This window comes from Janthinobacterium sp. SUN176 (assembly GCF_030587335.1).
Taxonomy (GTDB): Bacteria; Pseudomonadota; Gammaproteobacteria; order Burkholderiales; family Burkholderiaceae_D; genus Janthinobacterium; species Janthinobacterium kumbetense.
Map to the genome: position 1 here is coordinate 1,752,421 of NZ_JAPWIA010000001.1, position 25,497 is coordinate 1,777,917.

At 60.0% G+C, this 25,497-nt stretch carries 26 protein-coding genes; 7 read left to right on the top strand and 19 right to left on the bottom strand.

What is annotated here, in order from left to right:
* Window positions 1–9: 9 nt before the first annotated feature.
* Window positions 10–795, bottom strand: a complete 786-nt coding sequence (locus tag O3299_RS07945; protein WP_099667845.1) for a DNA/RNA non-specific endonuclease — start codon at window positions 793–795, stop codon at window positions 10–12.
* A gap of 227 nt (window positions 796–1,022) precedes the next feature.
* Here O3299_RS07945 and O3299_RS07950 point away from each other — a divergent pair, with 227 nt between their 5' ends.
* On the top strand, window positions 1,023–1,550 hold the full coding sequence (locus tag O3299_RS07950; protein ID WP_077404908.1) for an SRPBCC family protein: 528 nt from the start codon (window positions 1,023–1,025) through the stop codon (window positions 1,548–1,550).
* A gap of 76 nt (window positions 1,551–1,626) precedes the next feature.
* Here the strand turns inward: O3299_RS07950 and O3299_RS07955 are convergent, their stop codons facing one another.
* From O3299_RS07955 to O3299_RS07980, 6 genes are all read right to left on the bottom strand, one after another.
* Window positions 1,627–2,640 carry a response regulator gene (locus tag O3299_RS07955; RefSeq protein WP_251348576.1) on the bottom strand — a complete coding sequence of 338 codons (1,014 nt, stop codon included), beginning with the start codon at window positions 2,638–2,640 and terminating at the stop codon, window positions 1,627–1,629.
* A complete protein-coding gene (locus O3299_RS07960) occupies window positions 2,633–3,730 on the bottom strand; it encodes a hybrid sensor histidine kinase/response regulator (protein ID WP_305061992.1) in 1,098 nt (365 codons plus the stop codon). The genes O3299_RS07955 and O3299_RS07960 overlap by 8 nt, the downstream gene beginning before the upstream one ends.
* Window position 3,731: 1 nt before the next feature.
* The gene (locus O3299_RS07965; RefSeq protein WP_289904845.1) at window positions 3,732–5,075 is read right to left on the bottom strand and encodes a sensor histidine kinase; all 1,344 of its coding nucleotides are present in this window, start codon (window positions 5,073–5,075) and stop codon (window positions 3,732–3,734) included.
* A complete protein-coding gene (locus tag O3299_RS07970; protein ID WP_099667840.1) occupies window positions 5,075–6,469 on the bottom strand; it encodes a class I SAM-dependent methyltransferase in 1,395 nt (464 codons plus the stop codon). Before O3299_RS07970 ends, O3299_RS07965 begins: the two co-directional genes overlap by 1 nt.
* Before the next feature lie 264 nt (window positions 6,470–6,733).
* The gene (locus tag O3299_RS07975; RefSeq protein ID WP_305052087.1) at window positions 6,734–7,759 is read right to left on the bottom strand and encodes an AraC family transcriptional regulator; all 1,026 of its coding nucleotides are present in this window, start codon (window positions 7,757–7,759) and stop codon (window positions 6,734–6,736) included.
* Window positions 7,759–8,667: a GGDEF domain-containing protein gene (locus O3299_RS07980; RefSeq protein ID WP_099667838.1), complete on the bottom strand. Its 909-nt coding sequence runs from the start codon at window positions 8,665–8,667 to the stop codon at window positions 7,759–7,761. Before O3299_RS07980 ends, O3299_RS07975 begins: the two co-directional genes overlap by 1 nt.
* A gap of 305 nt (window positions 8,668–8,972) precedes the next feature.
* On the opposite strand from O3299_RS07980, the gene O3299_RS07985 reads away from it, so the two are divergent.
* Window positions 8,973–11,510 carry a TonB-dependent receptor gene (locus O3299_RS07985; protein ID WP_305061993.1) on the top strand — a complete coding sequence of 846 codons (2,538 nt, stop codon included), beginning with the start codon at window positions 8,973–8,975 and terminating at the stop codon, window positions 11,508–11,510.
* 17 nt (window positions 11,511–11,527) lie between these two features.
* A complete protein-coding gene (locus O3299_RS07990) occupies window positions 11,528–13,387 on the top strand; it encodes a phytase (protein ID WP_305061994.1) in 1,860 nt (619 codons plus the stop codon).
* An 82-nt stretch (window positions 13,388–13,469) separates the two neighbouring features.
* Here the strand turns inward: O3299_RS07990 and O3299_RS07995 are convergent, their stop codons facing one another.
* The 7 genes from O3299_RS07995 to O3299_RS08025 all read right to left on the bottom strand — a co-directional run bounded on the left by O3299_RS07995 (window position 13,470) and on the right by O3299_RS08025 (window position 17,074).
* Window positions 13,470–13,883, bottom strand: coding sequence for a hypothetical protein (locus O3299_RS07995; RefSeq protein WP_305061995.1), 414 nt, complete (start codon window positions 13,881–13,883; stop codon window positions 13,470–13,472).
* Window positions 13,884–14,111: 228 nt separating this feature from the next.
* Complete coding sequence (locus O3299_RS08000; protein ID WP_305052091.1) at window positions 14,112–14,528, bottom strand: hypothetical protein; 417 nt, start codon at window positions 14,526–14,528, stop codon at window positions 14,112–14,114.
* A gap of 117 nt (window positions 14,529–14,645) precedes the next feature.
* Window positions 14,646–14,960 (bottom strand): hypothetical protein, encoded by a 315-nt coding sequence (locus O3299_RS08005; protein WP_305052092.1) that lies wholly within the window; start codon window positions 14,958–14,960, stop codon window positions 14,646–14,648.
* Between the two features lie 215 nt (window positions 14,961–15,175).
* The gene (locus O3299_RS08010; protein WP_305052093.1) at window positions 15,176–15,586 is read right to left on the bottom strand and encodes a hypothetical protein; all 411 of its coding nucleotides are present in this window, start codon (window positions 15,584–15,586) and stop codon (window positions 15,176–15,178) included.
* A gap of 115 nt (window positions 15,587–15,701) precedes the next feature.
* Window positions 15,702–16,034 carry a DUF6572 domain-containing protein gene (locus tag O3299_RS08015; protein ID WP_305052094.1) on the bottom strand — a complete coding sequence of 111 codons (333 nt, stop codon included), beginning with the start codon at window positions 16,032–16,034 and terminating at the stop codon, window positions 15,702–15,704.
* A 298-nt stretch (window positions 16,035–16,332) separates the two neighbouring features.
* On the bottom strand, window positions 16,333–16,620 hold the full coding sequence (locus O3299_RS08020; protein WP_305052095.1) for a hypothetical protein: 288 nt from the start codon (window positions 16,618–16,620) through the stop codon (window positions 16,333–16,335).
* A gap of 58 nt (window positions 16,621–16,678) precedes the next feature.
* Window positions 16,679–17,074: a hypothetical protein gene (locus O3299_RS08025; protein ID WP_305052096.1), complete on the bottom strand. Its 396-nt coding sequence runs from the start codon at window positions 17,072–17,074 to the stop codon at window positions 16,679–16,681.
* Window positions 17,075–17,883: 809 nt separating this feature from the next.
* Between O3299_RS08025 and O3299_RS08030 the strand changes: the two genes are divergently transcribed.
* Window positions 17,884–19,044 (top strand): IS30 family transposase, encoded by a 1,161-nt coding sequence (locus O3299_RS08030; RefSeq protein ID WP_305052097.1) that lies wholly within the window; start codon window positions 17,884–17,886, stop codon window positions 19,042–19,044.
* Between the two features lie 29 nt (window positions 19,045–19,073).
* Here O3299_RS08030 and O3299_RS08035 read toward each other — a convergent pair whose 3' ends face one another.
* Window positions 19,074–19,526, bottom strand: coding sequence for a hypothetical protein (locus O3299_RS08035; protein ID WP_305052098.1), 453 nt, complete (start codon window positions 19,524–19,526; stop codon window positions 19,074–19,076).
* 112 nt (window positions 19,527–19,638) lie between these two features.
* A complete protein-coding gene (locus tag O3299_RS08040) occupies window positions 19,639–20,148 on the bottom strand; it encodes a hypothetical protein (protein WP_305052099.1) in 510 nt (169 codons plus the stop codon).
* 330 nt (window positions 20,149–20,478) lie between these two features.
* Between O3299_RS08040 and O3299_RS08045 the strand changes: the two genes are divergently transcribed.
* A complete protein-coding gene (locus O3299_RS08045; protein WP_289897765.1) occupies window positions 20,479–21,357 on the top strand; it encodes an EamA family transporter in 879 nt (292 codons plus the stop codon).
* 167 nt (window positions 21,358–21,524) lie between these two features.
* On the top strand, window positions 21,525–21,932 hold the full coding sequence (locus O3299_RS08050; RefSeq protein WP_305052100.1) for a cytochrome c family protein: 408 nt from the start codon (window positions 21,525–21,527) through the stop codon (window positions 21,930–21,932).
* A gap of 183 nt (window positions 21,933–22,115) precedes the next feature.
* On the opposite strand, the gene O3299_RS08055 is transcribed toward O3299_RS08050, so the two are convergent.
* Complete coding sequence (locus tag O3299_RS08055; protein ID WP_218965320.1) at window positions 22,116–22,379, bottom strand: DUF378 domain-containing protein; 264 nt, start codon at window positions 22,377–22,379, stop codon at window positions 22,116–22,118.
* Window positions 22,380–22,700: 321 nt separating this feature from the next.
* On the opposite strand from O3299_RS08055, the gene O3299_RS08060 reads away from it, so the two are divergent.
* The gene (locus tag O3299_RS08060) at window positions 22,701–24,089 is read left to right on the top strand and encodes a methyl-accepting chemotaxis protein (protein WP_305061996.1); all 1,389 of its coding nucleotides are present in this window, start codon (window positions 22,701–22,703) and stop codon (window positions 24,087–24,089) included.
* A 35-nt stretch (window positions 24,090–24,124) separates the two neighbouring features.
* Here the strand turns inward: O3299_RS08060 and O3299_RS08065 are convergent, their stop codons facing one another.
* Both O3299_RS08065 and O3299_RS08070 read right to left on the bottom strand, forming a co-directional pair.
* Entirely contained in the window at window positions 24,125–24,649 is a 525-nt protein-coding gene (locus tag O3299_RS08065; RefSeq protein WP_099667830.1) for a GNAT family N-acetyltransferase, read from the bottom strand.
* A 7-nt stretch (window positions 24,650–24,656) separates the two neighbouring features.
* The gene (locus O3299_RS08070; protein WP_305061997.1) at window positions 24,657–25,229 is read right to left on the bottom strand and encodes a helix-turn-helix domain-containing protein; all 573 of its coding nucleotides are present in this window, start codon (window positions 25,227–25,229) and stop codon (window positions 24,657–24,659) included.
* Between the last annotated feature and the right edge of the window lie 268 nt (window positions 25,230–25,497).

Genomic DNA, 25,497 nt, shown 5'->3' on the forward strand with positions numbered 1-25,497 from the left:
TCAAAGGGATTATTTTTTCGACTTGCTATTGATCTTGGGCAAACTCAGCATGCGCAACTTTTGCTGGCGCGTCAGCGACGGTAACAGATCGATGCCTATCCTGTCTTCCAGTTGCGCAATGCTCAGCACTTCATACGCCTTGGTATCGACGTTTTCAATGAAGTAGGCGGCGCCGGCGCGCTGGCGCGGGCTGTACACGGCCTTGTACAGATGGCTGGGCACAATCACTCTTCCCACCTTGCGCAGGTTGCCGCCAATGAAAGCCGGCCCCGTGATCACGTACAGGTCGCCCTCTTTCTTCGCCATCTTGCGCACGGCGCCCTCGATGCCGGCCCACACATAGCGGTTGTTGCGCGCATCCTGCGGCACCATGTTGGCCAGGGTAAAGCTGTCGCGCTGGCTCTGGCGGTCCGGCATGTCGCCGTTCGGCGCCATGTGGCCACGGTCGAAGCCGCTGCGCGCATAATCGGCCAGCTCGGCGCGCTGGGCGGCGGGCAGCTTGCGTTCGGCGTGGAAGGAATTTTCGCGCGACAAGTCCTGCGCCGCTTCGAGGTTGTTCGCCGTCAAGTGTTCAGCCGACCACAGGGGCGTGCGCGTAATCCCCGAATGCATCACGCCAAACACGTTGTAGCACAGCTCCCTGGTCGCCACGTCCAGCTTGGGGTTGGTGATTTCCGGCTTGCGGCCATCGACGTAGTGGGCGGGACAGGCATCGGCATGCGCCAGGTTCGCGGCAAAGGCGGAAGCCAGCAAGCCGCACGCCAGGGTCAGCCTGGCGATCGATCGTTGAAACATATTTCCCTCTGAAATCTTTGCAGGCCAGCATTCTAGCGGACGGCGGCCCTCGCCACAAACCCGCACCAACCTGGCGTGCGCGGCGGCGAACGGGCGTGCAGGCGGGCGTGCGGGCGGCCCTGTGCAGAGCTGGCGCAAATAAAGGCCAACAGGCCGCGCACAGCCATTCATATCTGCTAAGATTGCCTTGATTCGTTCGCATCGACCATTCAAGATTTGGAGAGCATATGATCAAAAAAACCCTGCTGCTGATCGTTGTCGTCGTCGCCGCCATCCTCGGCTATGCCACCACCAAACCCGACACTTTCAGTGTCCAGCGCGAAATCACCATCAAGGCACCGCCCGAGAAAATCGCCGCCCTGATCACGGACTTCCACTACTGGGCCGCCTGGTCGCCGTGGGAAAAGCTCGATCCGGCCATGCGCCGCACGTTTACGGGCCCCGCCAATGGCCTGGGCGCGCAATATGCGTGGACGGGCAATGACAAGGTGGGCGCCGGCCGCATGGAAATCACGGAAGCGGCCCAGCCCGAACGCACCGTCATCAAGCTGGACTTCCTCAAGCCGTTCGAAAGCCACAACACCACCACGTTTGCCATGACACAAGAAGGCGACAGCACCAAGGTGAACTGGACCATGACGGGTCCCAGCCCTTACGTGAGCAAGGTCATGACGGTCTTCGTCAGCATGGATACCATGATCGGCAAGGATTTCGAGAAGGGCTTGAACAACCTGAAGGCGGCGGCGGAGCGCTAAGCCTTCCCCGTCGCGATGAAAAACAGGGCCGCGCGGCCCTGTTGTCATTGGCGCCGCCCCTTGCGGGGCAGCCAGCTCAGAACTGCTCGATCCAGGCCGCCAGGTGATCCGGCGTGAGCGCCGGTTCAGCCTGCACCACCTTGCCCTGCAAGCCCATTTCCGTTTTACTCAGCTGCAAGGACCAGCCGCGCCGCGCCAGCCACAGCAAGCTGGCCAGCCAGAACGAGTGAATCGCCGAGACGGGCGTGGTGGTGGGCGTTTCCAGGAATTCCGTCAGCAGGCGGCCATCGAGGAACAGTGCCGTGCCGCCCTGGTTTTGCAGCGCCGCGCCGAACACGGGCAGCAGCATGTCGATCGCCTGTTCCACGCCGCGCCCCGGATGCTCGCGCTCGAGCGTGTCGAGCTGCTGGCGCACGGCGGCGGCAAAGGCCGTGCCGCGGAAGGCTTCCGAACTGACCAGGTCGGCATAATCCATCAACAGCCAGTCCGGCTCGGGCGGCGTGACGCCGGCCGTCAGGGCCGCCGACAAATACGCTTCCACGGGCAGCTGCTGCTCCGGACCGGCCAGGCTGGCGCACAGGGCGTACAGGCTGCCGATGCGGTTGGCGACGGCTTGCCGCTGGCGCACCATCAGCTTTTCGCGCAGCAATTGGGCGTGTTCGTTGCGCAGCCGCGCCAGTTCCAGCGCCTGCTTGAGTTCCATGCGCAGGGCCGCGATATCCCACGGCTTCTGGATGTAGCGGTGGATCTGCCCCTGGTTGACGGCTTCCACCGTGTGTTCGAGCTCGGAATACGCGGTGGTCAGGATGCGCACGATGTGCGGATGGCGGTCCCAGGCGTACGACAGCAGCTCGTTGCCATAGGCGCCCGGCATGCGCTGGTCCGACACCAGCACGGCGATGCGGTCGGCCTGCTCGTCGAGGATGCGCTTGCCCTCCTCGACCGAGGTCGCCGTCAGCACGTCGGCCAGCGGCGCGATGGCGCGCTGGAAGTATTTGAGGGCGTTGGCCTCATCATCGACATAGAGTATCGTCGGCAAGCCTTGCGCCGGCTCACGCTGAGCCGGTAAACGCAGATTGGCGTCAATCATGCTCGTTCCTTATATGTACTGGAAAATTCAGGGTTACCGTGGTGGAAGTGCCAAACTCGGTGGCGATGTCGAGGTTGCCGCCGAACGACTGCATCATGCGGTGGCAAAACACCATGCCCCAGCCCTTGCCTTCGTCGCCGTTGGCACTGACGGGGTCGATCAACAGCTGTTCGACTATCTCGGGGGCGATGCCGGCGCCATTGTCGCGCACCTTGATGCGGCCGGCGTCGATGCGGATGCCGATCGCAGGATGAGCCTGCTCACCGGCCGAGCGCAAGGCATTCGCCAGCACGGACGACAGGATCAGCGCGACGCAATTGGGCGACTCGGCAATGGAAAAATCGTCGCCCACGTCCACCGTGATGGCGGCGCGCTGGGCCGTGCTCAAGGGATAGCTGTCGAGCAAGGTGGTCAGCAGCTGGCGCGCGCTGCCGGCGCGGCGTCCGCCCTGCATGCCGGGCCCGGCGCTTGCCAGGCGCACCGTGTCGACAAAGCTGGCCAGCACCGACAGGCAATAGCGCGCATTGTCGTGCATCAAGGCGGCCGCTTCGCCGATCTCGGCCTGCGGCGCGGCCTCCGCCTGCGCGCGCCGGGCGATGCCGCGCGCAAAATTGGCGATGGCCGCCAGCGGCGTGTTCAATTCATGCGCCAGAAACGCCAGCGATTCTTCCATCGCCACCAGGCCCTGGCGGCGCGCGGCGCGCTCGCGTCCCGTCTGCACGGCCAGTTGCAGCGCCGTTTGCATGGCGGCCAGGTCGAGCGGTTTTTCCAGCAGGCGGAACACCGCGCCGCCGTTGATCAGTTCGAGCAGCACATCCTTGTCCGCATACGCGGTGACGAGCATGCAGACGATGTGCGGATAGCGCTGCGCCACTTCCTGCAGCAATTCGCTGCCCAGGCGGTCCGGCATGCGGTAATCGGTGACGAGCACGTCGATCTGTCCGGCCTCGTCTGCCAGCAAGGCGAGCGCCGCATCGACGCTGAGCGCCGTCAGCACGCGGTAGCGGGCCCCGGCGGCGCGTTCGAAATACTTGCAGGCGAGCGCTTCGTCGTCCACGTACAGCACGCTGGCGCGGCTATCGTTATCCATGCTAACGGCCCTCCCAATCGGAGCGCTGCAAGTCGAAATTCATGCTGGCCCACGCGCCCAGCTCGCTTTCGGCCGTGAGGGTGCCGCCGTGGCGCTCGATCACGCCATAGCTGATGCTCAGGCCCAGGCCCAGGCCTTGCCCCACTTCGCGCGTGGTAAAGAACGGCTCGAACACGCGCGCCAGGTTTTCCGGGGCGATGCCGGGACCGTTGTCGCGCACGCTGATGCGCAGGCGGTTCTCGTCCCAGTGGGCCGTGATGCGGATCTCGAACGGCGGCGCATTGCCCTTGCGCATGGACAGCACGGCATTGCCCAGCAAGTTGATCAGCACGCCCACGATGGCCGCTTCGTCGCCGCGCACCAGGGTGTCGACCGGCAAGTCGTGGCTGATGCTGACATTCTTCGTTTCATGGCCCACCAGGCGGATGGCCGCGTCGAGCGCGCTGCGGAACTGGAAGTGTCCCGTTTCCAGCTGGTTGCCGCTCTTGCGGTAGGCAAAGGTCTTCAAGTCGGACACGATGTGCTGCACGCGCAGCATGCCCTGCTTGGCGTCGGCCAGGCATTCGCTGACGAGCGCGCTTTGCTTGGCGGCCGGATCTTCAATGGCCACCTCGATGGCCATCATGCAGAAATTCACGGGGTTATTGACTTCATGCAGCATGCCGGCGGCCAGGGTGCCGATGGCAGCCATTTTCTCCTGCTGCAGCATCTGCCCCTTGATATCGGCCAGACTTTTGTTGGTTTCTTCCAGCTGCGTGTTCTTTTGCGCCACTTCCGCCTTCAGCTGGAACAGCATGAAGCGGGCGCGCTCATTGAAATAGGTAAACACGGCACTGATGCTGGCCGACATAATAAGGAACAAACAGTTGACGACAAACGTACCCGCCAGGTCGAAGCCGCCCGCATGCCAGGCACAGGCGCCCACATACAGCAGGCAGGAGATGGCGCCGAAAACCATATTCTGCCACAAGCCGAAGGCCAGCACGATGCCCGACGAATAGATGGCCAGGGTCATGCCCACGTAATAGATCGAGGTGGCGCCCTCCGTGACGGCGATCATCCAGGCGATCATGATTTGCGGCAAGATCAGCCAGACAAAGGTCAAGCCCTGGATGCGGTCCTGCGCCCAGCGCGTGCGCATGGCCAGCACGACGCAGAAGATCAGCACGGACACGAGGATGCGCGCAGTGGTGAACGCCGACTGCTTGTCCGGATACAGGGCCGAATCGAGGCCCATGCCCAGCAGGATCAGCACGATGCCCGTGTACGCCCCGCCGCGGCTGAATTCCAGGCGGAAGTCGCGCAAAACGGCCGTGTAGCCGGCGTGCAGGCCTGGCGTATCCATCAAGGGATGCTCACTTCCGCAAACACATTCACGCCCGTGGCATCGACATAGATCAGCGGGTCCGTCGCGTGCTCGGGCAGCAAGGCCGACAGGCCCTCTTCATTGCGATAGATCAAATGCCATTCCAGCAAATGCTCCATGCCGAACTTGCCGGGGTTGTTCGCGTGCACATTGGTGACGAGCAAACGTCCGCCCGGCCCCACGCGCGAGGCGAAATGCATCAGCAGGCGCGCGCACACCTTGTCGGACAGATAGTCGAACAGGCCGGCGCAATACACGGCGTCGAAACTGCCGGGCAAGCCCGTGATACCGGCGCCATGGCGGCGCTTGAGCAAGTTGTGCACGGAATCGTGCACATAATCGATCTCGACCACGCGCCCCGTGCGCTGCATGATGGTGGTCAGGCGCGCGCGCGTCCAGTCCAGGGTCTCGCTGCTGAAGTCGACCAGTTCGAAGGCCAGCCACTGCGCGTCCGGGCACGTTTCCAGGAAGCGCTGCACCTCGATGGCCGGGCCGCAGCCCACGTTGAGCACTTTATACACGCGCCCGGCAGCGCGCGCCGCGGCCGCCTTCTGCGACAGGAATTCCGTCAAAATATCGATGCGGTTGCGGTGCGCCGTGGCGACAGCCGCCTGCAGGAAGGCCGCATTGACGATCTGAAAGTACGTGCTCGGCCCCTGGCGCGGGTCGTCCAGCAGCTGGTTGACCATCTGGTAATCGCCCGCGTAACCGAGCGGCTTGGTAAACGTGCGGAAGACGAACGGCGCGCGCAGGATCAAGGGATGCAGCGCCGCTTGAGCGAAGGCGCGGTGCGCGGGCGCCCGCTCTTCCTCGACGAGCGAGGCTTCCACTTCGAGCTGGCGCAGGTACAGCTGGGTTTGCTCCATCAGCGGCAAGGCCAGCTCGTCGAAGATATCGGGGCGCAGCCGGCCGTTTTCCTTGGGCAGCGAGTCGGACAAGTCGACTTGCTCGACCCAGCGCGACACTTCCGACAGGAAGGCGCGCATTTCGTTGACGACGATCTGGTAATCGCGGCGGATGCGGAAACGCTCGCCCCAGCCGGCGACAAAGGCGCTGGACTCTTTCTGCACGGCGCCCTTGACCACCACCACGTCGCTCAGCTCGCGCCACTCGTCGATCAGGGTCACGGAAACGATGGCGGTCAGGCCCGTGTTGACGCTGCTGATGACGACGGCCTTGCCCACGTAGGCATTTTTCGCCCCCATGCGCACCGTCACGTCATTGAGCACCTCGCTGACCTGCACAATCGAGTATGGATTATAGATTTCCATGACCAGCGAATTGCGCTGCAAGTTGAAAATCGTGCCGCGCACCGCCTCACCCTGGGTGTTGCGGAAACTGACGACTGGATCGATCTGCGATTGTGAATACACGATTGAGCATTATCAAGTTGCCCGGTTTCCGGCGCACCCCACGGGTGACGCCAGTTTCCAGGCTGGGTTAAGGCACGGCACACCGGTCGTCTGCCGCCGGCACCGCCATCAAGATGACGGTATTGCGGCGTCGTTTGACGCCGTGCCGGAGCGCCTCAAAGCGCGTCTGTTCGCTCTCTGATCGAGTGTACTATGGATGTAGCAGAACGGGCAATTGTTCCCTCAGGAACGACTGTCCGTGGCGCTGGCGCGCAACGCCGGCGGTCAACCTGCCACAAAAAGGGCCAAAGCATGGCGCAGCAACTGCGGCGTTTGGCCCGTCCAGCGCTTGAACGAGCGGCGGAAGTTGGTGGCATCATGAAAGCCAAGATAGGCGGCCACGGCATCGTTGTCGTAGCCATGCGCCTGGAAAAGATAGATCGCCTTGTGCGCGCGCACCTGGTCCAGCTCGGCCTGGAAATGCGTGCCATGGCGCGCCAGGTGGCGTTTCAGGGTGGCGGGACTGACGCCGAACTCCTGCGCCGTGCGTTCCAGGGTCGGCGCGCAGCGGATATTGGCCAGCAGATAGTCGTACAGCGCGCCGAGCAGGCTCGCGGCCGGCACGGGTGCCACGGCCGCCGCACGCAAGGCTAGCGCCGCCGCCGTGGCATTGCCGCGCGGCCAGGGCTTATCCAGCCAGCTGGAATCGATGAGCATGGCGTCGACCTGGCAATCGAAGCGCAGCGTCTGGCCCAGGTGCACTTCGTGCTGCTCGACGTGGCGGGGCCGCGCCCGGTTGAAGCAAAAGCGCCACGGCAACGCTTCGCCCGCCAGCCAGCGGCACATGGCCGCCAGCGCCGTCATGTGCATCTCCACCAGAAAAGGCAGCTGGCTGGGCGCGCCGAACGCATCGACCCAGTACAGCACATGCATGTCGCCCGCCTCGCGCAAGCGCGGCTGCAGCAGCGGACACAGCAAGGTGTGGAATTCGCACAGGATGCCAAGCGCCTGGCGCAGATTCTGCGCCTGCAGCAAGGCGTGGCTGGCCGCGCCGTAATGGCCGGGCAGCATTTGCTGGCCCAGCATGAAGCTGGTGTCGGCACTGTCCAGGCCGCGCGCCACGTTGGCCAGCAATTGCAGGTATTGCGCGGCGCTGACCTGGCTTTCCGCGGACGGCAACGCGCCGCCATCGAGGCCCGTGCCCTTGAGCAGCGGCGCCACGGCCAGTTCGCGGCTGCGCGCATAATCGAGCACCAGCGCCGGCTGGTGATGGGCCGCGATGCTGGGGTCGCCCTGCTGGTTCAGCGGCATCAGGCGGGCGCGGCGGAACTGGCCCTGGGACCGGCGCTGCGGCCGGGCGTTTCCACGGCCCGGCTCAGCTCGGCCAACACCACTTCCGGTACGCCATCGGTGAGCGCGCACGCATGCCGCAGGCTCAAGCGGATTTCGCGGTTGTCGTTGGCGTGGTGGCGCATCTGCCCCACCATGGCGCACAGGTGGCGCGCCTTCGCGGCCGCATCCTCGCGCGACACGCCCGGCATCAGCACGGCGAAGCGGTCGCCCGCATAGCGGCACAGCAAGTCGTCATTGCGCAAGTTCAACAGCAGCATGTGGCCCACGGCTTGCAGCACGCGGTCGCCTTCGCGGTGGCCGTATTCGCGGTTAATCAAATGAAAGCTGTCGATATCGAGCAAGACCAGCGCGCAATCGAGGCCGGGCCGGCGCTCCTGTTCCAGGCGCATCTGCGTGCGCAGGTAGCTGGCGTCGGCCAGCTGCGTGATGCGGTCGAAGGCGCGGTGGTCGCGGAACAGGCGTTCGCGCTTTTGCAGGTGCTCGTTCAGGCGGAACTGTTCCTGGCGCCAGTAATACATGCCGATCGTCAGCACCAGCATGCCGAACGGAATCAAGGCTTCCAGCCAGTTATCCCACACGGCGCTCTTGTCGACGGCAAAGAATTCGTCCAGGCAATCGGCCCAGGAGCCCAGCATGATGGCGCACAGGCCGCCGGCGATCAGGCGCGTCACCCGCCCGCGGGGACGGCTGCTGAGAGTGAACAGGAACCAGATGCCCGCCATGACGGCCGTGCCGCCTTCGCAGACGATATCCATCCACTTCCAGATGGCAAACGGTTTAAGGTGCCCCAGTGTGGCGTACAGGAACAAGAACAAGGGCAACGCGAGCGCGGCGGCAATCAGGCTGTTACGGTGCAACGGCAGCATGTGGGAAACCTTTAAAAGTGGTGCTGTCGCCACGATAGCGCCCGCCCATGACGGCACGATGACATGCCCCACGCCCGTGCGGCAGGTGCAAACGGCTCATCATTAGCAGCGCAGCCGATGCAAATCCGGCAAGCAGCATCCCATGCGCCCTGCGCTGGCAGGTCATTTCAGCTCACCATGATTCATTTCCAGCTGGAAAGCGCTCACAGGCCGTTGTTTTCAAGGTGGCAAGCCCTTGCCTGTCACGCAACCGTCATATTTGCTGCCTAGAATCCGCCCGGTTCCCTCCCCTAACCGAGCTCTTCATGAAAACCATGCACATATCGTTCCCCTCTCCGCTGCGTCTGACGGCCGTGGCCCTCGGCATCATGGCCGTCTTCAGCGGCCAAAGCCATGCGCAAGCGCAAGATGCGGATGGCCAGCCGGCCGCCACCGTGGTCGTCAGCGGCCAGCGCGCCAGCCTGCGCAACGCCATCGCCGCGCAAGAGAAAGCCGACAATATCATCAGCGTCATCAGCAGCGACGATATCGGCGGCTTGCCGGACAAAAACGCGGCCGAGGCGCTGGCCCGCTTGCCGGGCGTGTCCGTGCAGCGCGACCAGGGCGAAGGCCGCTACATCACCGTGCGCGGCCTGGGCCCGGACTTGAACGCCGTCACCATCAACGGCGCGCTGGTGCCGTCGCCGGAAGCGGGACGCCGCGCCGTGGCGCTGGACATCCTGCCTGCCGGCCTGATCCGCACGCTGGAAGTCTCGAAGACTTTACTCCCTGAAATGGACGCCAACTCGCTGGGCGCCACCGTCGAAGTCAAATCGCTGTCCGCCTTCGACTTGCCGGGCAAGCTGCTGTCGGCCAACGTGGGCGCCAGCTACGATGAAAAGACGGGCAAGACCAGCCCAAGCGGCGGCGCCCTGTGGGCCCAGCGCTTCCTCGACGGCAAGCTGGGCGTGGCAGCCGGCCTGAGCGCGGAAAAGCGCTCGTTCGGCTCGGATGACGTGGAAACGGGCGGCGCCTGGAGCAAAGGTAAATTGTCGGGCCTGGAATTGCGCGACTACCTGCCCGTGCGCAAGCGCGGCGCCCTGGCCGTCAACCTCGATTACCGTCCCGAAGCGGGCAACAGCTGGCTCTTGCGCTCCTTCCTCAGCGAATTTTCCGACAATGAAGTACGCGACCGCCTGACCATCAGCAATATCGCGGGCGGCAGCCTGGCCGAAGGCCAGACGGCCAGCGCGCGCGCCGAGCGCCGCATCCGCCAGCGCAAGTACACGCAGCAAGTGCGTTCCTTGGTGCTGGGCACGCAACAGAAATCGGGCGACTGGACCCTGGATGTGAAAGGCGGCCTGAGCCGCGCCACGGAAGACACGCCGGAATCCCTGAACGACGGCCGTTTCCGCGGCACCAGCAATTTCGCCGGCATCAGTTTCACGGATACGCAGGAACCGAAATTGAGCGGCCCCGCCTCGCTGTACGACCCGGCCAGCTACGCGCTCAACGCCATCACCCTGCAAAAGCGCTACTCGAAGGACAATGAACACCACGCGCGCATTGACCTGGCCCGCAAGTTTGACATCGCCACCCTGAAGTTCGGCGCAAAAGTCAGCCGCCGCGAAAAAACCAATGACACGGATCAATGGGCATATAACAGCAGCAAGGCTTCCAGCGGCAATTACTGGGGCGCCGGTTCCACGTCGATGAGCAATTTCGTGCAAGGCCACAATCTCGACTATGACCTGGGCAACATCGGCGTGGCCCTGGACCCGGCCCTCATCCGCGCCCGCGTAGCGGGACTGGACCGCACCAAGGCGCGCCTGGCGACCGAGTCCATCATCAACGACTACCGCATGCATGAAGACATCAACGCCATGTATGTGCAGAACAGCTACGACTTCGACGCCTGGCACATCCTGGGCGGCGTGCGCGCCGAGCGCACCAGTTTCGAAGCAAACGGCTCGCAGGTGGACAGCGCCGGCGTGGCCACGGCCTTGACGCGCGAACGCTCGTACACCAATTGGCTGCCAAACCTGCAAACCCGTTATGACCTGGATCAACATACCAGCGTGCGGGCCGCCTGGACGCAAGCCGTCGTGCGCGCCAACTTCAGCCAGCTGGCGCCCGGCATCAGCCTGGCCAGCAACACGGAAGCCGTGATCGGCAACCCGGACTTGAAGCCGCTGAAGGCCAACAACCTGGACCTGGGCATCGAAAGGGTACTGGGCAATGACGGCGTGATGTCGGCGTATGGTTTCTACAAGGACATCAAGAATTTCACCTACACGACGAACCTGGCCGGCACGGGACAGTGGGCCGGCTACACGACGGCGACCTCGTATGCGAATGGCGACGCGGCAAAAGTGAAAGGCATCGAACTGGCCTACATGCAGCCGCTGCGCATGCTGCCGGCGCCGTTCAATCGTTTCCTCGTCGGCGTCAACGGCACCCTGAGCACCTCGAGCGCGCAAATCGGCCGCTTCGACAAGGCCAGCAACAAGCAGCTGAACCGCGACATCCGCCTGCCGGGCCAGTCGAACCAGGTGATGAACTTGATGCTGGGCTATGAAACTGGGCCGGTCAGCGCCCGCCTGGCCCTCAACTACAAGTCGCCTTACCTGCTGGAAATGGGCAACGACATCCTCGACCAAAGCCAGGACCATATCGTCGCCGGCCAGAAACAGCTCGATTTCTCGCTGTCGTACCAGATCAACAAGCAATTCCAGCTGATGTTCGAGGCGGCAAACCTGAACAACGAAAAATACTATGTTTACCAGGGCACGAAGCAATACAACGTGCAAAACGAACAATATGGCCGCACCTTTAAAGTGAGCCTGAAAGCCAGCGCCTTCTGATGATGATTTCCAATAATATGAAAAAAACCGTACTCTGCAGCGCCCTGCTGGCTGCCTTTTGCCTCGCGGGCACGGCGCAAGCCGCGCCTGCCAACGCTGTGCCTTCCTTCACGCAGGAAGCGGAGGAACTGGCGCGCCTGCCCGGCGGCGGGTGGCTGCTACTCGACAAGCACGGCTTGCGCCTGTTCAACGCAGCCGGCCAGGAACAGGACCGCATCGCCTTGCGCGCCAAGCAACTGGACACGCGCAGCGATGGCGGCAAGGTGCTGGCCGTCTTCCTGGAAGCGGACACGCAGCGCCCCCTGCCCGTCTCCGTCGACGTGCAGGCCGGCAAGCTGGTCAAACTGGCGCCGTTTCCCGTGCCGACGTTTTCCGTGGAAGCGTCGTGCCTGTACCGCGACGCCCAGCAGCTGGCCCATCTGTTCTTGATCGGCAAGGATGGGCAAGCGGAACAGTGGGTGATGCAGGGCGAGCAGCGCAGCCTGGTGCGCAAACTGGCCTTGCCGCCGCACGCCAAGCATTGCCGGGTCGACGATGGCGGCCAGCGCCTGCTGGTGAGCGAGTCCAACATGGGCGTGTGGGCGTATGACGCCGAGTCCGAAGGCATGGGCAGGCGCGAAGTGGTGGCCCTGCGCAAGCCGTACGGCCAGCTCGACGGCGGCGCCGGCGCGCTGGCCGTGCTGCCGGGCGGCGTGGCCGTGCTCGACGGCAAGGCAGACAAGCTGCATCTGTTCTCCCGCCAGGGAAGTCAATGGACGGCGCAGCCAGCCCAAGCCGTGGCCTTGAACGTGCGCAAGGGTGAAAGCCAGCTGGCGCTGGACAAGGACTCCTTGCTGCTGCGCGGCAAGAACGGTTGGCAAGCGCGGCCCTTGAAATGGGCCGGCAAGGCGGAAACGCAGCCTGCCGTGGCCATCATCGCCCCGCAAGCCCAGACGGAGCCGATGGCGCGCCAGGGCGACGCGGCCGACGACCCGGCCATCTGGCTGTCCAGCAACCCGGCCGACGCCCGCATCCTCGGCACCAACAAGAAGCAAGGCTTATTGGTCTACGACCTGCAAGGCAAGCAGACGCAGCTGCTGGAAGTGGGACGCCTGAACAACGTCGACGTGCGGCAGAACATCCAGTTCGGCAGCAACAAGGTCGACCTGGCCGTGGCCACCCAGCGCGACGACAACAGCATGATGTTGTTCACCATCAACGCCAGCGGCGACGTGGCGGAAGCGGGCCGCTTCCCTACGGGCCTGAAAAGCATCTACGGCATGTGTCTGTACCAGCCAGCCAGCGGCGGCGTGGAAGCGTTCATCAACGACAAGGACGGCACCTTCCAGCAGTACAGCATCGGCCTGGAAGGCAACAAGTTCAGCGCCACCCTCTTGCGCAGCTTCAAGGTCGCCACCCAACCGGAAGGCTGCGTGGCCGACGACGCCAACGCCCGCTTGTTCCTGGGCGAAGAAACGCGCGGCATCTGGACCACCTCGGCCGACGCCGCCAAACCGGACGCCCTCACCATGGTCTTGCCCGTGGGCGCGCACCTGACGGCCGACGTGGAAGGCATGGCCATCTACCGCAAGCCTGGCGCCAAGCCGGACACCGGCTACCTGATCGTTTCCAGCCAGGGCGACAGCAGCTACGTGGTGCTCGACGCGCAAGCGCCATATACAGTGCGCGGGCGCGTCAAGGTGGGCTTCAACCTGCCCGCCGGCATCGACGGCACCTCGGAAACGGACGGCCTCGACGTCACCTCCGCCAACCTGGGCGGCGCGTACGCGCAAGGCATGCTGGTAATCCAGGACGGCTACAAGCGCCTGCCCGATGGACCGCAGAACTTCAAGTATGTGGCGTGGGGGGATGTGGCGAAGGCGTTGAAGCTGGACTAATCAGACTGGAGCGGGGCCGGCCCCGCCGGAGGAATGCGCCTCAATGGGGCGCATTCCAATCCCGCGGAGCCCCGCCCCGATACTATCTGCGCGGCATATCGATATGAAATGGCAGGCGCTTGCCGCACAAGTCCACCCTACCCGACACGGCTAGTCGATCCGCCGACAATTCAATGATGTTGACGGCCGACACGTCACCATATTCCATCATATAGATACCCGATTCCTCCGCCTCGGGATGCATATCCAGCATCCCGATCGCAAACGCTCCTCCCTGCCCTTCCTGTATGCGCAAGCCATGCAGGAAAAAAACCGGCGGATACAGCGCCCACGACCATTCCGCATCCTCCGGCTCGGTCAAGCGCATAAACACCTCATCGTCGCCATGGATATCGATATTCAGCTCCAGCATGCCGCTGCCATGCGCTTCCAGACTAATGCTTGATTTCGCTACATCCACTTCAAAATTGGTGTTGCCGATACTAAAAACAGTCATTCAATACTTCTCCTGAGTTACAAGCAAATAGACGGCGCGATAAACAGCAAGAAATGCAGGATTGCCGTGTCTTCACCATATTAATTTAACTATTGTCAATGCGCACAGCAATGACATTAAACTTTACCACCTTTAATAATGCCAATGAATGCAAGAAAGGGGCGTTTACTCTGTAAAACAGGTAAAACTTGTAATGTCCGCTTGCGCCCCAAAGCGGACATAGACAGATCATTGCGTTTCGCCGGCCGCAGTCGCATACGGTGGTGAGCGAACAATTTCAAACGTTACTGGAATGCCGATAGCTTGGCTCATCGCGAATGCTTGCGCGACCTCAAAATCCAAGAAGTAGCCAAGCTCCCATTTAAGCTTGCCTGCCTTGTATTGCGCTTCAAGTAGAGCAGGCTCAAATCGCTCGGAAAACGCAAGTACCTTCTTTAACTTCATAAGAGATTTCAGAGCGTTAGGTCCGGGATCGATACAGGCTGTTCCAATGAAGAGATCACTTATTTGCATCTCCGATAGATCCGGGATGTAGTGGCAACGTACGGCGCACTCATTGCCACACACTTTGCAGTACCAAATCTCCAAGCTCGATTTGTCCACTGGTCTATCAAAGCTGGAATTTCCGCAGGTGAGACATTTCATCTTGCCGCCACATTCACAAAATTAGCGTTATTCGCCATGTGGATTGGATTCCCATTCATCCGCTCTTGGCCGGTTGCCGTCATTGGCAGGTTCCGCCCCAAAGCGGACCATCGAGAACTAGGATTCCCTCTTGATGGTAATGTTGTTTGCGCGAATTCTGATGTCGCCGAAGTCACCTTCAAGGATTGCACCATCTTCAGTTGTCGCCGCACCTTCAAGCTCACCAAGACTTGGAACATTCTCACGAGTTGTGAAGTTCCCGGCAAAACGAAGTTCGCCAACTTCAAATCCAATTGGCGAGCCATCGGAATTTGTCGCCAGCAACTCAAATCGTGTCCCGTCATAGTCAATCAACTTCGTCAGAAAATAGGAATGGCGCTGCTCCAGGTAGAAGGAGAGCACGTAGGTCTCAGCTAGGTCTTCGATCTTCATGCACGATCATTCCTTTAATATTCCTGGCGTTGTTCACGTATTTGGCTAGGTCCGCTTTTGGCCGAACGCGGCCGAACAGGTGAGGATAGCATCTTGCCTTCGTGCAAAGCTCACGGTTTGTCACCATGAGGCAGAAGCCGCCCCGAAGCCGTCATTCAAGAAGACGCTTGATGCGGCCGATTTCTGTTATTTGGGGCGTCAACGCCGAATCAAAATCAACGTACAGTAGCAGGAAGGACGGAGGGCGCCCATCCCGAGTTCGCAGTCTTCACCTGAACCCAGCTATTCTCACTAAATCGGTACTCCAGCTTCTTTTGATAATGACCCATGCCACCGTATTCGACTGTTAGCCAAATACAATGATGGCCGGCGATATCGCTAATAAGCCTGCGCATCGGTACAGAATCATCGATGATAGCGTCAGTCGGATTGAATTTTCCACCAATATCGGCAATACCCGAGGTGCCAGTCTTATCATGCCCCAATAAATCCAAAATCTGAGCAGGGAGTTTATCCAAGGATGTCACTGCCTTTCCTTCGTCGCCATCACATCGCGAGTCTTGCGCACAGGCCTGAGTAGAGCAACCAAGCATGAAAATCAACAAGGCGGCATACTTAAGTTTCATTTTTAAAGCTCGTTCTTTGATGATTGCTGTCCGTAGTCGTCTGCTTATGGACGGTTGCCGTCGTTGGCAGCTTTCGCCTCACAGCAGACCTTCCCTTGACTGATTGCAACTGGCATCAATAGCCGTTGGGCAGACTCATTGCAATGAACTCGACTCCATTGGACTGCAGTTGGGTTCGGGTCGCCGTCAAGAATCGTCCTGCTGCCGTAGTAGGTACATGCTCGTAGACCAGCTCAATTCGAACAGCTTTGCCCTTTGCTGCTGGCAACGTTTCGACCACCTGTCCACTGGCAATAAACGCGAGATAGGCCCCGATTTTTCTCTCGATCAGACTGAAGTGCGCCTCTTGATCGTCCCAAGGAAGGTGATCCGAAATTATAAGGACGGCTTTTCCATCAGCCTTCGATATTCCTAACCCATCGACAACGTCAGAACTATCAATACTCATCGTCTTTCTTTCTGGTCACAGGTACCAAAGTAATAGTTAATGCTCTGGGAGCGGAAATGGACCGTCCGCTTTTGGCCGGTTGCAGTCAAGTCTCAATTCGCAGACGACTACGAAGGCGCTTGATCGATACTATTTCAAATATTGCTCCCGCGACAAAGAGAATTCCTGCACCCGACTCAAACCCGAAGGAGTAAGCGATGAGGGCAGCAGCAACGAACCCGGCGGTAATCAAATGACACATAGCAATCTCCAGATTTCTAAAAAATGGAATGGCTTATAATGGCCGGCTACGGCCAGTTCAATCACACGCAACTTCATAAATCGCAGACTCTTCCTCAGGTCCTCTGATGCGGATGACCTTGAACTGAGACACGGAGAATTTGAAAGCAACCAGCAACTCTTCTACTGACTCCGTTAAAGACTTCGCCCACTCAACCACAGCTACCTCAGTTTCTTCACCAGGTTCAATATCGGCGAGGGCTCGAAGTTCTCGACGCTCAGGGAGACATGCGATGGGAATGAAATCATCGAAACCCTGTTCACTGATTATTTTTCGTGCAATACCAGCAAATTCGTCTAATTTCATATCTTTGTTTCCTTTGTTTGCACTCCGCTTGGAAGGTCTTCTTTTGGCCGACTGCCGTCTAACGTTGCCAAATCAATTTTAAATCTCCGTCGACAAAGCCGACGGCAACGGCCTTTGCTTCTTTCAGCTTCTTTGTGGCGACCGAAGACTTTTCCATCACACTCAAAACTAGCTGCTCTATGCCGTGCAAGCATGCCTCCCAACCACCACTAACAAACCCACGAGGAATAAATATAGAACGTGGACTCGCGACCCATACCTCACCACAGGCCCAGTCTGAATCTCCCGCATCAAACTCGTCACATCCTACTAATTCGATGCCGTAATTTGCCTGTGCCGAGTCCAATTCAAAGATGTTGAAGGAAAATGCTACTACAATGCTTGGTATCTCTGGCGCCAGCGCCGATGCAAGCCAACTCTCGAATTCTTTAGAAAACTCCATATCCAATTTCAACCAGTTTGCCTCCTATTAAATTCATTGTCCGTCCGGTTCTGGCCGGCAGCGGTCCGTGAGCATAACGAATTACCAAGCGAGAAAAGTCACACATTGTCACGTCAACGTGAATGTCTGCTTCTGGCCGAACGCGGCCGTCGGCCCCTAGCATTGCAGCTTGCCCAGCTGCAAAACCCACCAATTCTCACAGTCGACCGATGACCCCATAGCGGACCTTCGCATTGCGGTGGCTTGTTACACTTTATCTCGTCGCCAAAACAAATAAAAAATCAAGCTACAAACGAAACCATGCACTCCGAACCCTAGAGCAGTTACAGCGTAGTCTACCCACGCTAACCCCGTCGGATGGCTATTTTCATAAAGCATAAGGGCATGTCCGTCCCATTGTCTATTTGTAGTAGAACCATCAAGGTTTTGGGGACGCCCTATGACAAAGTAGGGAATCATCGCGAGGAGGCTACCACAGCAACTTAGACTTAAGAAGTTTAGTTTTTGTGTCCGATGAAGCGCATCAAAGCATGGGATTCCGAATAAGAGTATTACCAGACTCGAAATGACCAGGACCGCTGCAAAGTAAAAAATAAGAACATCAAGGGGAAAACTGACTAGATGAAATTCGCCTAAAAAGAGCAGAGAGAACGTAGCTAACCCGAGCAGTGGCTGCAACAAAATGGCGACAAGGGCTGCAAGCGCAATATGCCGAGTCTTCATAAAAATCTCTCAGTATCTCAATGGCCGGTATTGGCTGCGGATTCAATCGGTGGTCGCAACACTCAAACCTAAATTCCTAGGTTACAGGAGTGTTGAAGATGAAACAGAAACCACGCATTTATTACACCGAGACGCAGAAGGCCTTGATGTGGGAACGCTGGAAGCAAGGCGACTCTCTGCAGATGATAGCCCAGCTGTTTAATCGGAATCACTCGTCGATACAGCGGATTCTGGCTGAATCTGGTGGCATACGGCCAGCGCAGCGATGCCGTTCCAGACTGGCGCTGACACTGGCCGAACGCGAGGAGGTCTCGCGCGCCATCGTTACCGGCGTATCCATCCGCGCACTTGCCAGGCGCCTTGGACGTGCACCATCGACCATCAGCAGGGAACTCAGGCGCAATGGTGGCCGCGAAGCATATCGTGCGATTCAGGCGGATCAGCATGCTTGGGATCAGGCGCATCGCCCCAAACCTTGTAAGCTGACGGAGAGCCGCATGCTGGCCAACATGGTTGCCAGCAAGCTCCAATTGCAGTGGTCGCCGGAACAGATTGCTGGCTGGCTCAAGCAGCTGTTCACGAGCCACGAGGAGTATCACGTGTCGCACGAAACCATTTACCGCAGCCTCTACATCCAGGCCCGAGGCGCCTTAAAGAAAGAGCTGCTGGAACACTTGCGCCGGACGCGCGCTATGCGCCGCTCACGTCATCACACCCCAAAAACGGACAACCACGGCAGAATTGTCGACGCCGTGCCGATCAGCGAGCGTCCAGCGACTGCAGCGGATCGAGCAGTGCCCGGGCATTGGGAGGGGGACCTGCTCTGCGGCAGCCACAACAGCCAGATCGTCACCTTGGTCGAGCGCCAGACGCGGTACGTCATGCTAGTGAAAGTTGCCGCCAAGGACACCGAAACGGTTGTAAATGCGCTGATCGACAATGCCTGCAGGCTGCCCCACGAACTGTATAAATCACTGACCTGGGACAGAGGCAAAGAGATGGCTGGCCACAAGCGTTTTACTTTGGCCACCGACATCCAGGTCTACTTCTGCGATCCACAGAATCCATGGCAGCGCGGTTCAAATGAAAATACCAATGGCCTGTTGCGCCAGTATTTCCCCAAGGGGCTGGATATTTCTACTTATTCACAAGAGCAACTCGATGCGGTAGCCAGACGACTCAACGAGCGCCCCAGGAAGACGCCACACTACCAAACACCGGCTCAACGATTTGAACAGTGTGTTGCGTTGACCGATTGAATCCGCAACCCATTCCGGACGTTGGCCAATCACTCTGAGTCGTTTGTTTCATGCCATGGCCAGTCATGAAATGAACGGATGAGATTAGCGGTCGGGCTAAGTGTCCAATAGATGATGGTGCCTACCCGCTGCTTTTGCTCATGCGTCAAACTTGCTTCCTGCATGAACGACCGGTAAGCATCATTCAGAAAGTGCTTGCAGAACCATGAAATCAAAAAGAATGGCACTTCCTTAGTGCTGACATTCCACTTGGATTTTGCAATTTCGGCTAGAAGTTCCTCACAGCTCCGAGTGGGAGTGGGGTCGATCTCAACCAATAGGCAAGCAGCTACGCTAGCGCCTCTCCCGCTTGAGATCGACTGAGTAAAAAGAAAATTGAAGAGTTCCTGCTGTGGACTTGTACTCAGCTCCAGAGCCAAGGCAACGAAATCGTCATAGTTGACGACGCGCTCGAAACGTTGGAGGGTTAATTCCTCATTCATACTGGGTCTCCGTTCATGAGTGATTTTCCACCGCGTTTCGAACTATGCAGTTGAAGGGCCGCTTTTGGCCGGCTGCTGTCGTTGGTGGCTTCCGCCCCACAGCCGACCTTTCTTAACCAATGCTAGCTTGGAAAATTCGATCGCTGGAAGCGAGAAATGCGTTTGGATCCTTGACGAATCTGGATGCAGACGATGCTTTCAGGGCTTCTGTCACTTGTTCCACTATGGGAGCGATAACTCGTCCCCCTTCGCACAGTACTATGCAGTACCCACAGTCATCAGCAATAGCAACGATGCTTTCGAGCAGCCTGATATTCAGATTTGAACAATCCAGACGAACGTCAACGGAATCGTCCCAAACCTGTATGTCGTCTGTTTTAGAATTGCCATACATAGTCGCCTCAGCGCTCCAAGAATCAGCTACGGGCAAAACACTCTTCGCGAGGGCATGTATGGCAGATTTGTCTACGCCTTCCCAATAATTTGGCCAAACCATTTCATCATCGAAACTTGCGTCTGGCACAACAGCAGCAAACTGAAGCAGGAAATCAGGCATTTTGCCATGTATTTCGACAATCCTTCTTGCGGGAATCAAGGTGAACTTGAATTGCCATACTGCCATTGAAATTCTCCAGTATTCAAAAAAGCTCGACCGTTCTATCCCCGAACTCTTTGTCGAACGACCGCTTCTGGCCGATTACCGACTCTTTTAGTCAAAATGCCGATTAGCATTAGTATCAATCTTTAACGTGCTAATGGTAAAGGCTGTTCGATTAGGAGCGGCTACTTCTGACCATTCGTAAACAATTCCGCAACTGTAGCGTATTTTGCAACATGATATCGAAAAACAAGCCGCAATGCACCAGTCATGTCAGCAACTACCTCGTTAAATCTCCTCGGCTTACCAATCTGCCAGCGACTGCCAGCCTCAGGCATATTAAAATACCGTCCCATGACCTCCCCCGCCTCGACCTCCTCCCTCCCCGACAGCATCCTGCTCCCTTCCCTGGCCGTATTGGGAGGGCAGATTTCCGTCAATCTGGGGGCGGCGATTGCGAAGAATCTGTTTCCTGTCATTGGCGTGGAAGGGATTACGGCGTACCGGGTGGGGTTTTCGGCGCTGATACTGCTGGCCATCTTTCGGCCCTGGCGCTACCGGCTGACGCGCAAGGATGTGCTGAATTTGCTGGTCTACGGTTCCGTGCTGGGGTTGATGAACTTGCTCATTTACCGGGCGTTTGCGCTGATACCGATCGGTATCGCGGTCGCCATCGAGGTGACGGGGCCGCTGGCCGTGGCCATGCTGTCGTCGCGCCGGCCGCGCGATTTGCTGGCCGTCGCGTGCGCCGTGTTCGGCTTATATCTGCTGCTGCCGCTGCAAGGCAGTCCAGGCAGCCTGGACCCGGTCGGCGTGGCGTATGCGCTGGGAGCGGCGCTGTGCTGGGCGCTGTATATCATCTTCGGCAAGCGGGCCTCGACCTTGCAAGGTGGTCAAGCCGTGGCCTGGGGCATGACGGTGGCGGCCATGGTGACGGTGCCCATCGGCATCACCTACTCGGGCACGGCCCTGCTGGCGCCGTCGATTGCCTTGATGGGCCTGGCCATTGCCATGCTGTCCAGCGCCCTGCCGTACTCTCTGGAAATCTTTGCCTTGCGCCGCTTGCCGCAAGGCGTGTTCGGTATGTTCAGCAGCGCGGCGCCCGCCGTCAGCGCACTGGCCGCCATGGCCGTGCTGGGAGAACTGCTGAGCCTGACCCAATGGCTGGCCATCGCCTGCATCGTGTTCGCGTCGGCCATGGCGGCGCTGGGCGCACAGGGCGGCAAGCGCTAGCGGCCTTCAGGCCATCCCGTATCGATTCCTGCGCGCTTCCCTTCCTGCCGCCATTCCCGCAGCCATTCCTGCGCCGCCTGGCATTGCTGCGCCGCTGACGGATAGGTTTTGATGCCCGCCTGTAAAATACGTCATTGCTTGCCATATCGTGCACTTCCGCCTCAACGATGACCTATCCATTTCTTTTTCGCTTGTTTTCCCCTCTCGCCGCCGCAGCCTTGCTGCTGGCGCCAGTCGCCGCCGCACAGGCGGCCGCTCCTGCCGCCCCCACGGGCAATGCCGAAGCGGGCAAGGCGGCCTTTCGCAAGTGCGCCTCTTGCCATCAGGTGGGACCATCGGCGCGCGGCGGCTTCGGCCCCAAGCTGACGGGCGTGATCGGCCGCAAGGCCGGTGCCACCACCGACTATAAATACTCGGCGGCCATGAAAAACGCGAATATCGTCTGGACCGAGCAAAACCTGGCCGGCTTCCTGAAAGCACCGAGCGACTTCATTCCTGGCAATAACATGCGTTTCTGGGGCATCGGCAACGCCCAGCAAGTGGCCGATTTGCTGGCCTACCTGCGCACCCAGTAAGCGCATGCAATAAACATATGCAACAACGTCAGCGTGCAAGCTGGCTGTGCGCCAGCCTGCACGCAGGCTGGCACATGCACGCGCACAAGGCGGCATCAGGCCCGTGACGCCAGATCCAATTCCCGGCGCTTGCAGCACGCCCTTGCGCTTCTTGTCCGCCGCCTCATAGTCGCGCAGACGACTCTAAGGCTTGGCCGGCAGCTTGCGCACGCACAGATAGATGGAATACAGCGCCGCCAGCCCTACCAGCACGTACACGCCGCGCGACGCCGTCGACATGGCGCCCAGGATGCGGGCCACGATATCGATATCGAACAAGCCCACCAGCGCCCAGTTCAAACCGCCCACGATCAGCAGGATCATCGAGATCCAGTCGACCACGTTCAGACGCTTGGCCGACATTTCCTCATTTGCCGCACCGTCCGATCCTGCCTGGATATTCGCCATGTCAGCCTCCTGTGAATAAGAAGAAAGACCCGCCGTCGGGTCTGTGCAAGAAACAGTGTAGGCGCTGCACCGGCATGCGCCAGTCGGACGATACCGGGTATCGAGGTAGGACGCGTCTGTAATACGGCGAGTGATTTTATCTGGCAACAAATCATGCCGCTGTTGCTAAACAGGCAGTGACTAATTCCAATATGGAAATATTAATAGATTACTTAGTACCGCACTGCTACACTCATTTCACCCCAGCAACTTCAGGGGACAAGCGCCACGCCATGCCGCAGGCATGGGAGACGGCCACCATGGGACAACAGCTGAGGGGACATGAATATTTCAAACATACGTATCGGTGTGCGCCTGACCACAGGCTTTTTGCTCACTTCGCTTTTACTGGCCGTGGTAGTGGTCATCAGCACGTGGCAGTTGTCGACCGTGAGCGGGGAAATCGATAGCAGCGTGAACCAGCGCTATGCGCGCATCGCGCAATTGCAGGCCACGCGCAACAGTACGCAAGAACAAGCCGCCCTCCGTGAACTCGACCAGCAGATCGCCACGCAATCGGCGCAGATGCGCACGGCGGCGGAGGCGGCCATGGCCCGCGCGCACGATACCAGCGTGCTGATCATTGCGCTGGGCCTGGTCGGCGGCGTGTTGAGCCTGGCGACGGCCTGGTTCATCAGCAGTGGCATCGTGCGGCCCTTGCGGCATGCCGTCAAAGTGGCGCGCAAGGTGGCTGGCGGCGACTTGAGCGAACATATCCGCGTCGATTCCCGCGATGAAGTGGGGCAACTGCTGCAAGCCCTGAAAGACATGAATGCCAGCTTGATCACGATCGTGGGCGAGGTGCGCGGCGGCACGCACGACATCGCGGGCGCCTCGGGCGAAATCGCCGCCGGCAACCTGGACTTGTCGCAGCGCACGCAGGCGCAAGCCAGTTCGCTGGAACGCACGGCCGCCTCGATGGACGAGCTGACGGGCACCGTCAAGCAAAATGCCGATAACGCACGGCAGGCCAATCAGCTGGCGCAATCGGCCGCCGCTGTGGCAGGCAAAGGGGGCACGGTAGTGGCGCAAGTAGTCGATACCATGAGCTCGATCAACGCTTCGTCGAAAAAGATCGTTGACATCATCGGCGTCATCGACGCCATCGCCTTCCAGACGAATATCCTGGCCTTGAACGCGGCCGTGGAAGCGGCCCGCGCCGGAGAGCAAGGGCGCGGCTTTGCCGTCGTGGCCGCTGAAGTCCGCACGCTGGCGCAACGCTCGGCCGGCGCGGCCAGGGAAATCAAGCAACTGATCGGCGACTCCGTCGAGCGGGTCGATGCAGGCGCGCGCCTGGTCGATACGGCCGGCGCCACCATGCGCGAAATCGTGGCCAGCGTGCACCGCGTAACGGACATCATAGGCGAAATCAGCATGGCCAGCGGCGAGCAATTGTCCGGCATCGAACAAGTCAATGCCGCCATCGTGCAAATGGAACAGGTAACGCAACAAAACGCAGCCCTGGTGGAACAGGCATCGTCCGCGGCGGCCAGCATGCAGCAGCGCGCCACTCTACTGTCAGGCACGGTTGGCATCTTCAAGCTGAGCCGTGACCAAGTGTTAGCCCAAGCCGCACACGGCATCAGCCTGGTAGCCGCACAGACCACGCACGCTGTCACCGCGCCGGCAAACCTGTCTGCCGCAAGCGTTAGAGCGCGGCTGAAAGCCTGAGTTCCCCAGCTCATCGCCTCGCCGCGATATATTCGCTATAGCTGCTTGTACATGACCGTGGTGGCGTCCAGCCGGTCACCGGCCGGCGCCAGCGCATAGCCGGGGATGCTGCCCGCCGCCACGTAGCCGAGCGACAAATACAGCGGTTCGGCATGGTCGCTGCTGCGCGTGTCCAGGGTCAGCAGGCTGCGCGGCAAGAGGCGCGCCTGCTCTTCCAGCGCCTGCATCAGCTGGCGCGCGAGGCCGCGCCGGCGAAAAGCGGGTGCGACCAGCAGCTTGCGCACTTCGGCCCGGTGCGCCTGGTTGGGATTGGTATCCCAGTCCAGCTGCACGGCGCCGGCCACCGCCCCTTCCACCTCGGCCACCAGCAGCAGGCGCACGCCACGCGTGACGGCCGGCAAGACGTTATCCGTCCAGAACGCCTGGCTGGCCGCCGTGTCGAACGGCAAGATAAAACCGATGCTGGCGCCGTCGTGTACGCATGCCTGCAGCAGCGCGCCCAGCTCCGGCAAGCGTTCGAGAATGTCGGCGGATGAAAAATGGCGTAGCGATGCGGGCATGGCGACCTCAGACAAGAAAGAGAAAATAGCGGGCGCCGCTGTCCGGCGGCGTGATGAAGGCGCTGGCGCCGTGCAACTGGTAGCGCAAGCAATCGCCGGCCAGCAAGTCGTGCGAGCGGCCGTCGACGGTCACGTTCAGCTTGCCTTCCTGCAGCAACAGATGGTGTTCCATGCCGGGCCGGGGCGAGGCGGCGTAGGCGATCGTCACGCCCGCGCCCAGCTCGCATTCGAGCGCTTCGCCAGCTAGCGCCCGCGCCGGGGGCGAGACGGAGCGGCGGATAAAACCGGTGTCCGGGTCCGTCCACACGCTTTGCTGGGCCCGCCGTAGCAGGGGCGGAAAATCGTCTTCCACCATGCGCAGCAGGCGCGACATGGCCAAGCCATACGCGGCGCACAGCTTGCCCAGCACGTTCGTGGTCGGGCTGACTTCGCCATTTTCCAGGCGCGATAAAGTCGCGCGGCTGACCTGGCTGGCACTGGCCAGCTGGTCCAGCGACCAGCCCCGCTCCACACGCAACTGTTTTAAACGGGCCGCCAGCCGCTGTTCCGTATCGTTCTCTGTGAGCGCTGAATTTTCCATATATGGGAATTTATCCCACAATTAGGAACCAATCAAGCACAACACATACAGGTGCGCGACATACAGACCAATGATGCCGATCACACCTCCATCGGCAATGACGTTCTACTGGGGTGGGAAATAGGCAATCCAGCAGCCCCTGGAAATCGCTGGGTAGCCGGATAGCTCGTTGAATTGGTTCAAACGGTCGATGGGCGTTGACGTAGCCGTCCGCGAATGCTTTGTTGGGCGTAGCCAATACGTTCGCGCTCCGGCACCGGTTATATCA

Bases quoted from the DNA above. Each gene is read 5' to 3' on its own strand.
- O3299_RS08050 (WP_305052100.1), top strand. From the start codon at position 21,525: ATGACCTATCCATTTCTTTTTCGCTTGTTTTCCCCTCTCGCCGCCGCA.
- O3299_RS07950 (WP_077404908.1), top strand. From the start codon at position 1,023: ATGATCAAAAAAACCCTGCTGCTGATCGTTGTCGTCGTCGCCGCCATC.
- O3299_RS07945 (WP_099667845.1), bottom strand. From the start codon at position 795: ATGTTTCAACGATCGATCGCCAGGCTGACCCTGGCGTGCGGCTTGCTG.
- O3299_RS08065 (WP_099667830.1), bottom strand. From the start codon at position 24,649: ATGCCCGCATCGCTACGCCATTTTTCATCCGCCGACATTCTCGAACGC.
- O3299_RS07955 (WP_251348576.1), bottom strand. From the start codon at position 2,640: ATGATTGACGCCAATCTGCGTTTACCGGCTCAGCGTGAGCCGGCGCAA.
- O3299_RS08070 (WP_305061997.1), bottom strand. From the start codon at position 25,229: ATGGAAAATTCAGCGCTCACAGAGAACGATACGGAACAGCGGCTGGCG.
- O3299_RS08040 (WP_305052099.1), bottom strand. From the start codon at position 20,148: ATGGCAGTATGGCAATTCAAGTTCACCTTGATTCCCGCAAGAAGGATT.
- O3299_RS08015 (WP_305052094.1), bottom strand. From the start codon at position 16,034: ATGAGTATTGATAGTTCTGACGTTGTCGATGGGTTAGGAATATCGAAG.
- O3299_RS07995 (WP_305061995.1), bottom strand. From the start codon at position 13,883: ATGACTGTTTTTAGTATCGGCAACACCAATTTTGAAGTGGATGTAGCG.
- O3299_RS07990 (WP_305061994.1), top strand. From the start codon at position 11,528: ATGAAAAAAACCGTACTCTGCAGCGCCCTGCTGGCTGCCTTTTGCCTC.
- O3299_RS07980 (WP_099667838.1), bottom strand. From the start codon at position 8,667: ATGCTGCCGTTGCACCGTAACAGCCTGATTGCCGCCGCGCTCGCGTTG.
- O3299_RS07965 (WP_289904845.1), bottom strand. From the start codon at position 5,075: ATGGATACGCCAGGCCTGCACGCCGGCTACACGGCCGTTTTGCGCGAC.
- O3299_RS08030 (WP_305052097.1), top strand. From the start codon at position 17,884: ATGAAACAGAAACCACGCATTTATTACACCGAGACGCAGAAGGCCTTG.
- O3299_RS07960 (WP_305061992.1), bottom strand. From the start codon at position 3,730: ATGGATAACGATAGCCGCGCCAGCGTGCTGTACGTGGACGACGAAGCG.
- O3299_RS08000 (WP_305052091.1), bottom strand. From the start codon at position 14,528: ATGAAATGTCTCACCTGCGGAAATTCCAGCTTTGATAGACCAGTGGAC.
- O3299_RS07975 (WP_305052087.1), bottom strand. From the start codon at position 7,759: ATGCCGCTGAACCAGCAGGGCGACCCCAGCATCGCGGCCCATCACCAG.
- O3299_RS08055 (WP_218965320.1), bottom strand. From the start codon at position 22,379: ATGGCGAATATCCAGGCAGGATCGGACGGTGCGGCAAATGAGGAAATG.
- O3299_RS08020 (WP_305052095.1), bottom strand. From the start codon at position 16,620: ATGAAATTAGACGAATTTGCTGGTATTGCACGAAAAATAATCAGTGAA.
- O3299_RS08045 (WP_289897765.1), top strand. From the start codon at position 20,479: ATGACCTCCCCCGCCTCGACCTCCTCCCTCCCCGACAGCATCCTGCTC.
- O3299_RS08060 (WP_305061996.1), top strand. From the start codon at position 22,701: ATGAATATTTCAAACATACGTATCGGTGTGCGCCTGACCACAGGCTTT.
- O3299_RS08005 (WP_305052092.1), bottom strand. From the start codon at position 14,960: ATGAAGATCGAAGACCTAGCTGAGACCTACGTGCTCTCCTTCTACCTG.
- O3299_RS08035 (WP_305052098.1), bottom strand. From the start codon at position 19,526: ATGAATGAGGAATTAACCCTCCAACGTTTCGAGCGCGTCGTCAACTAT.
- O3299_RS08010 (WP_305052093.1), bottom strand. From the start codon at position 15,586: ATGAAACTTAAGTATGCCGCCTTGTTGATTTTCATGCTTGGTTGCTCT.
- O3299_RS07985 (WP_305061993.1), top strand. From the start codon at position 8,973: ATGAAAACCATGCACATATCGTTCCCCTCTCCGCTGCGTCTGACGGCC.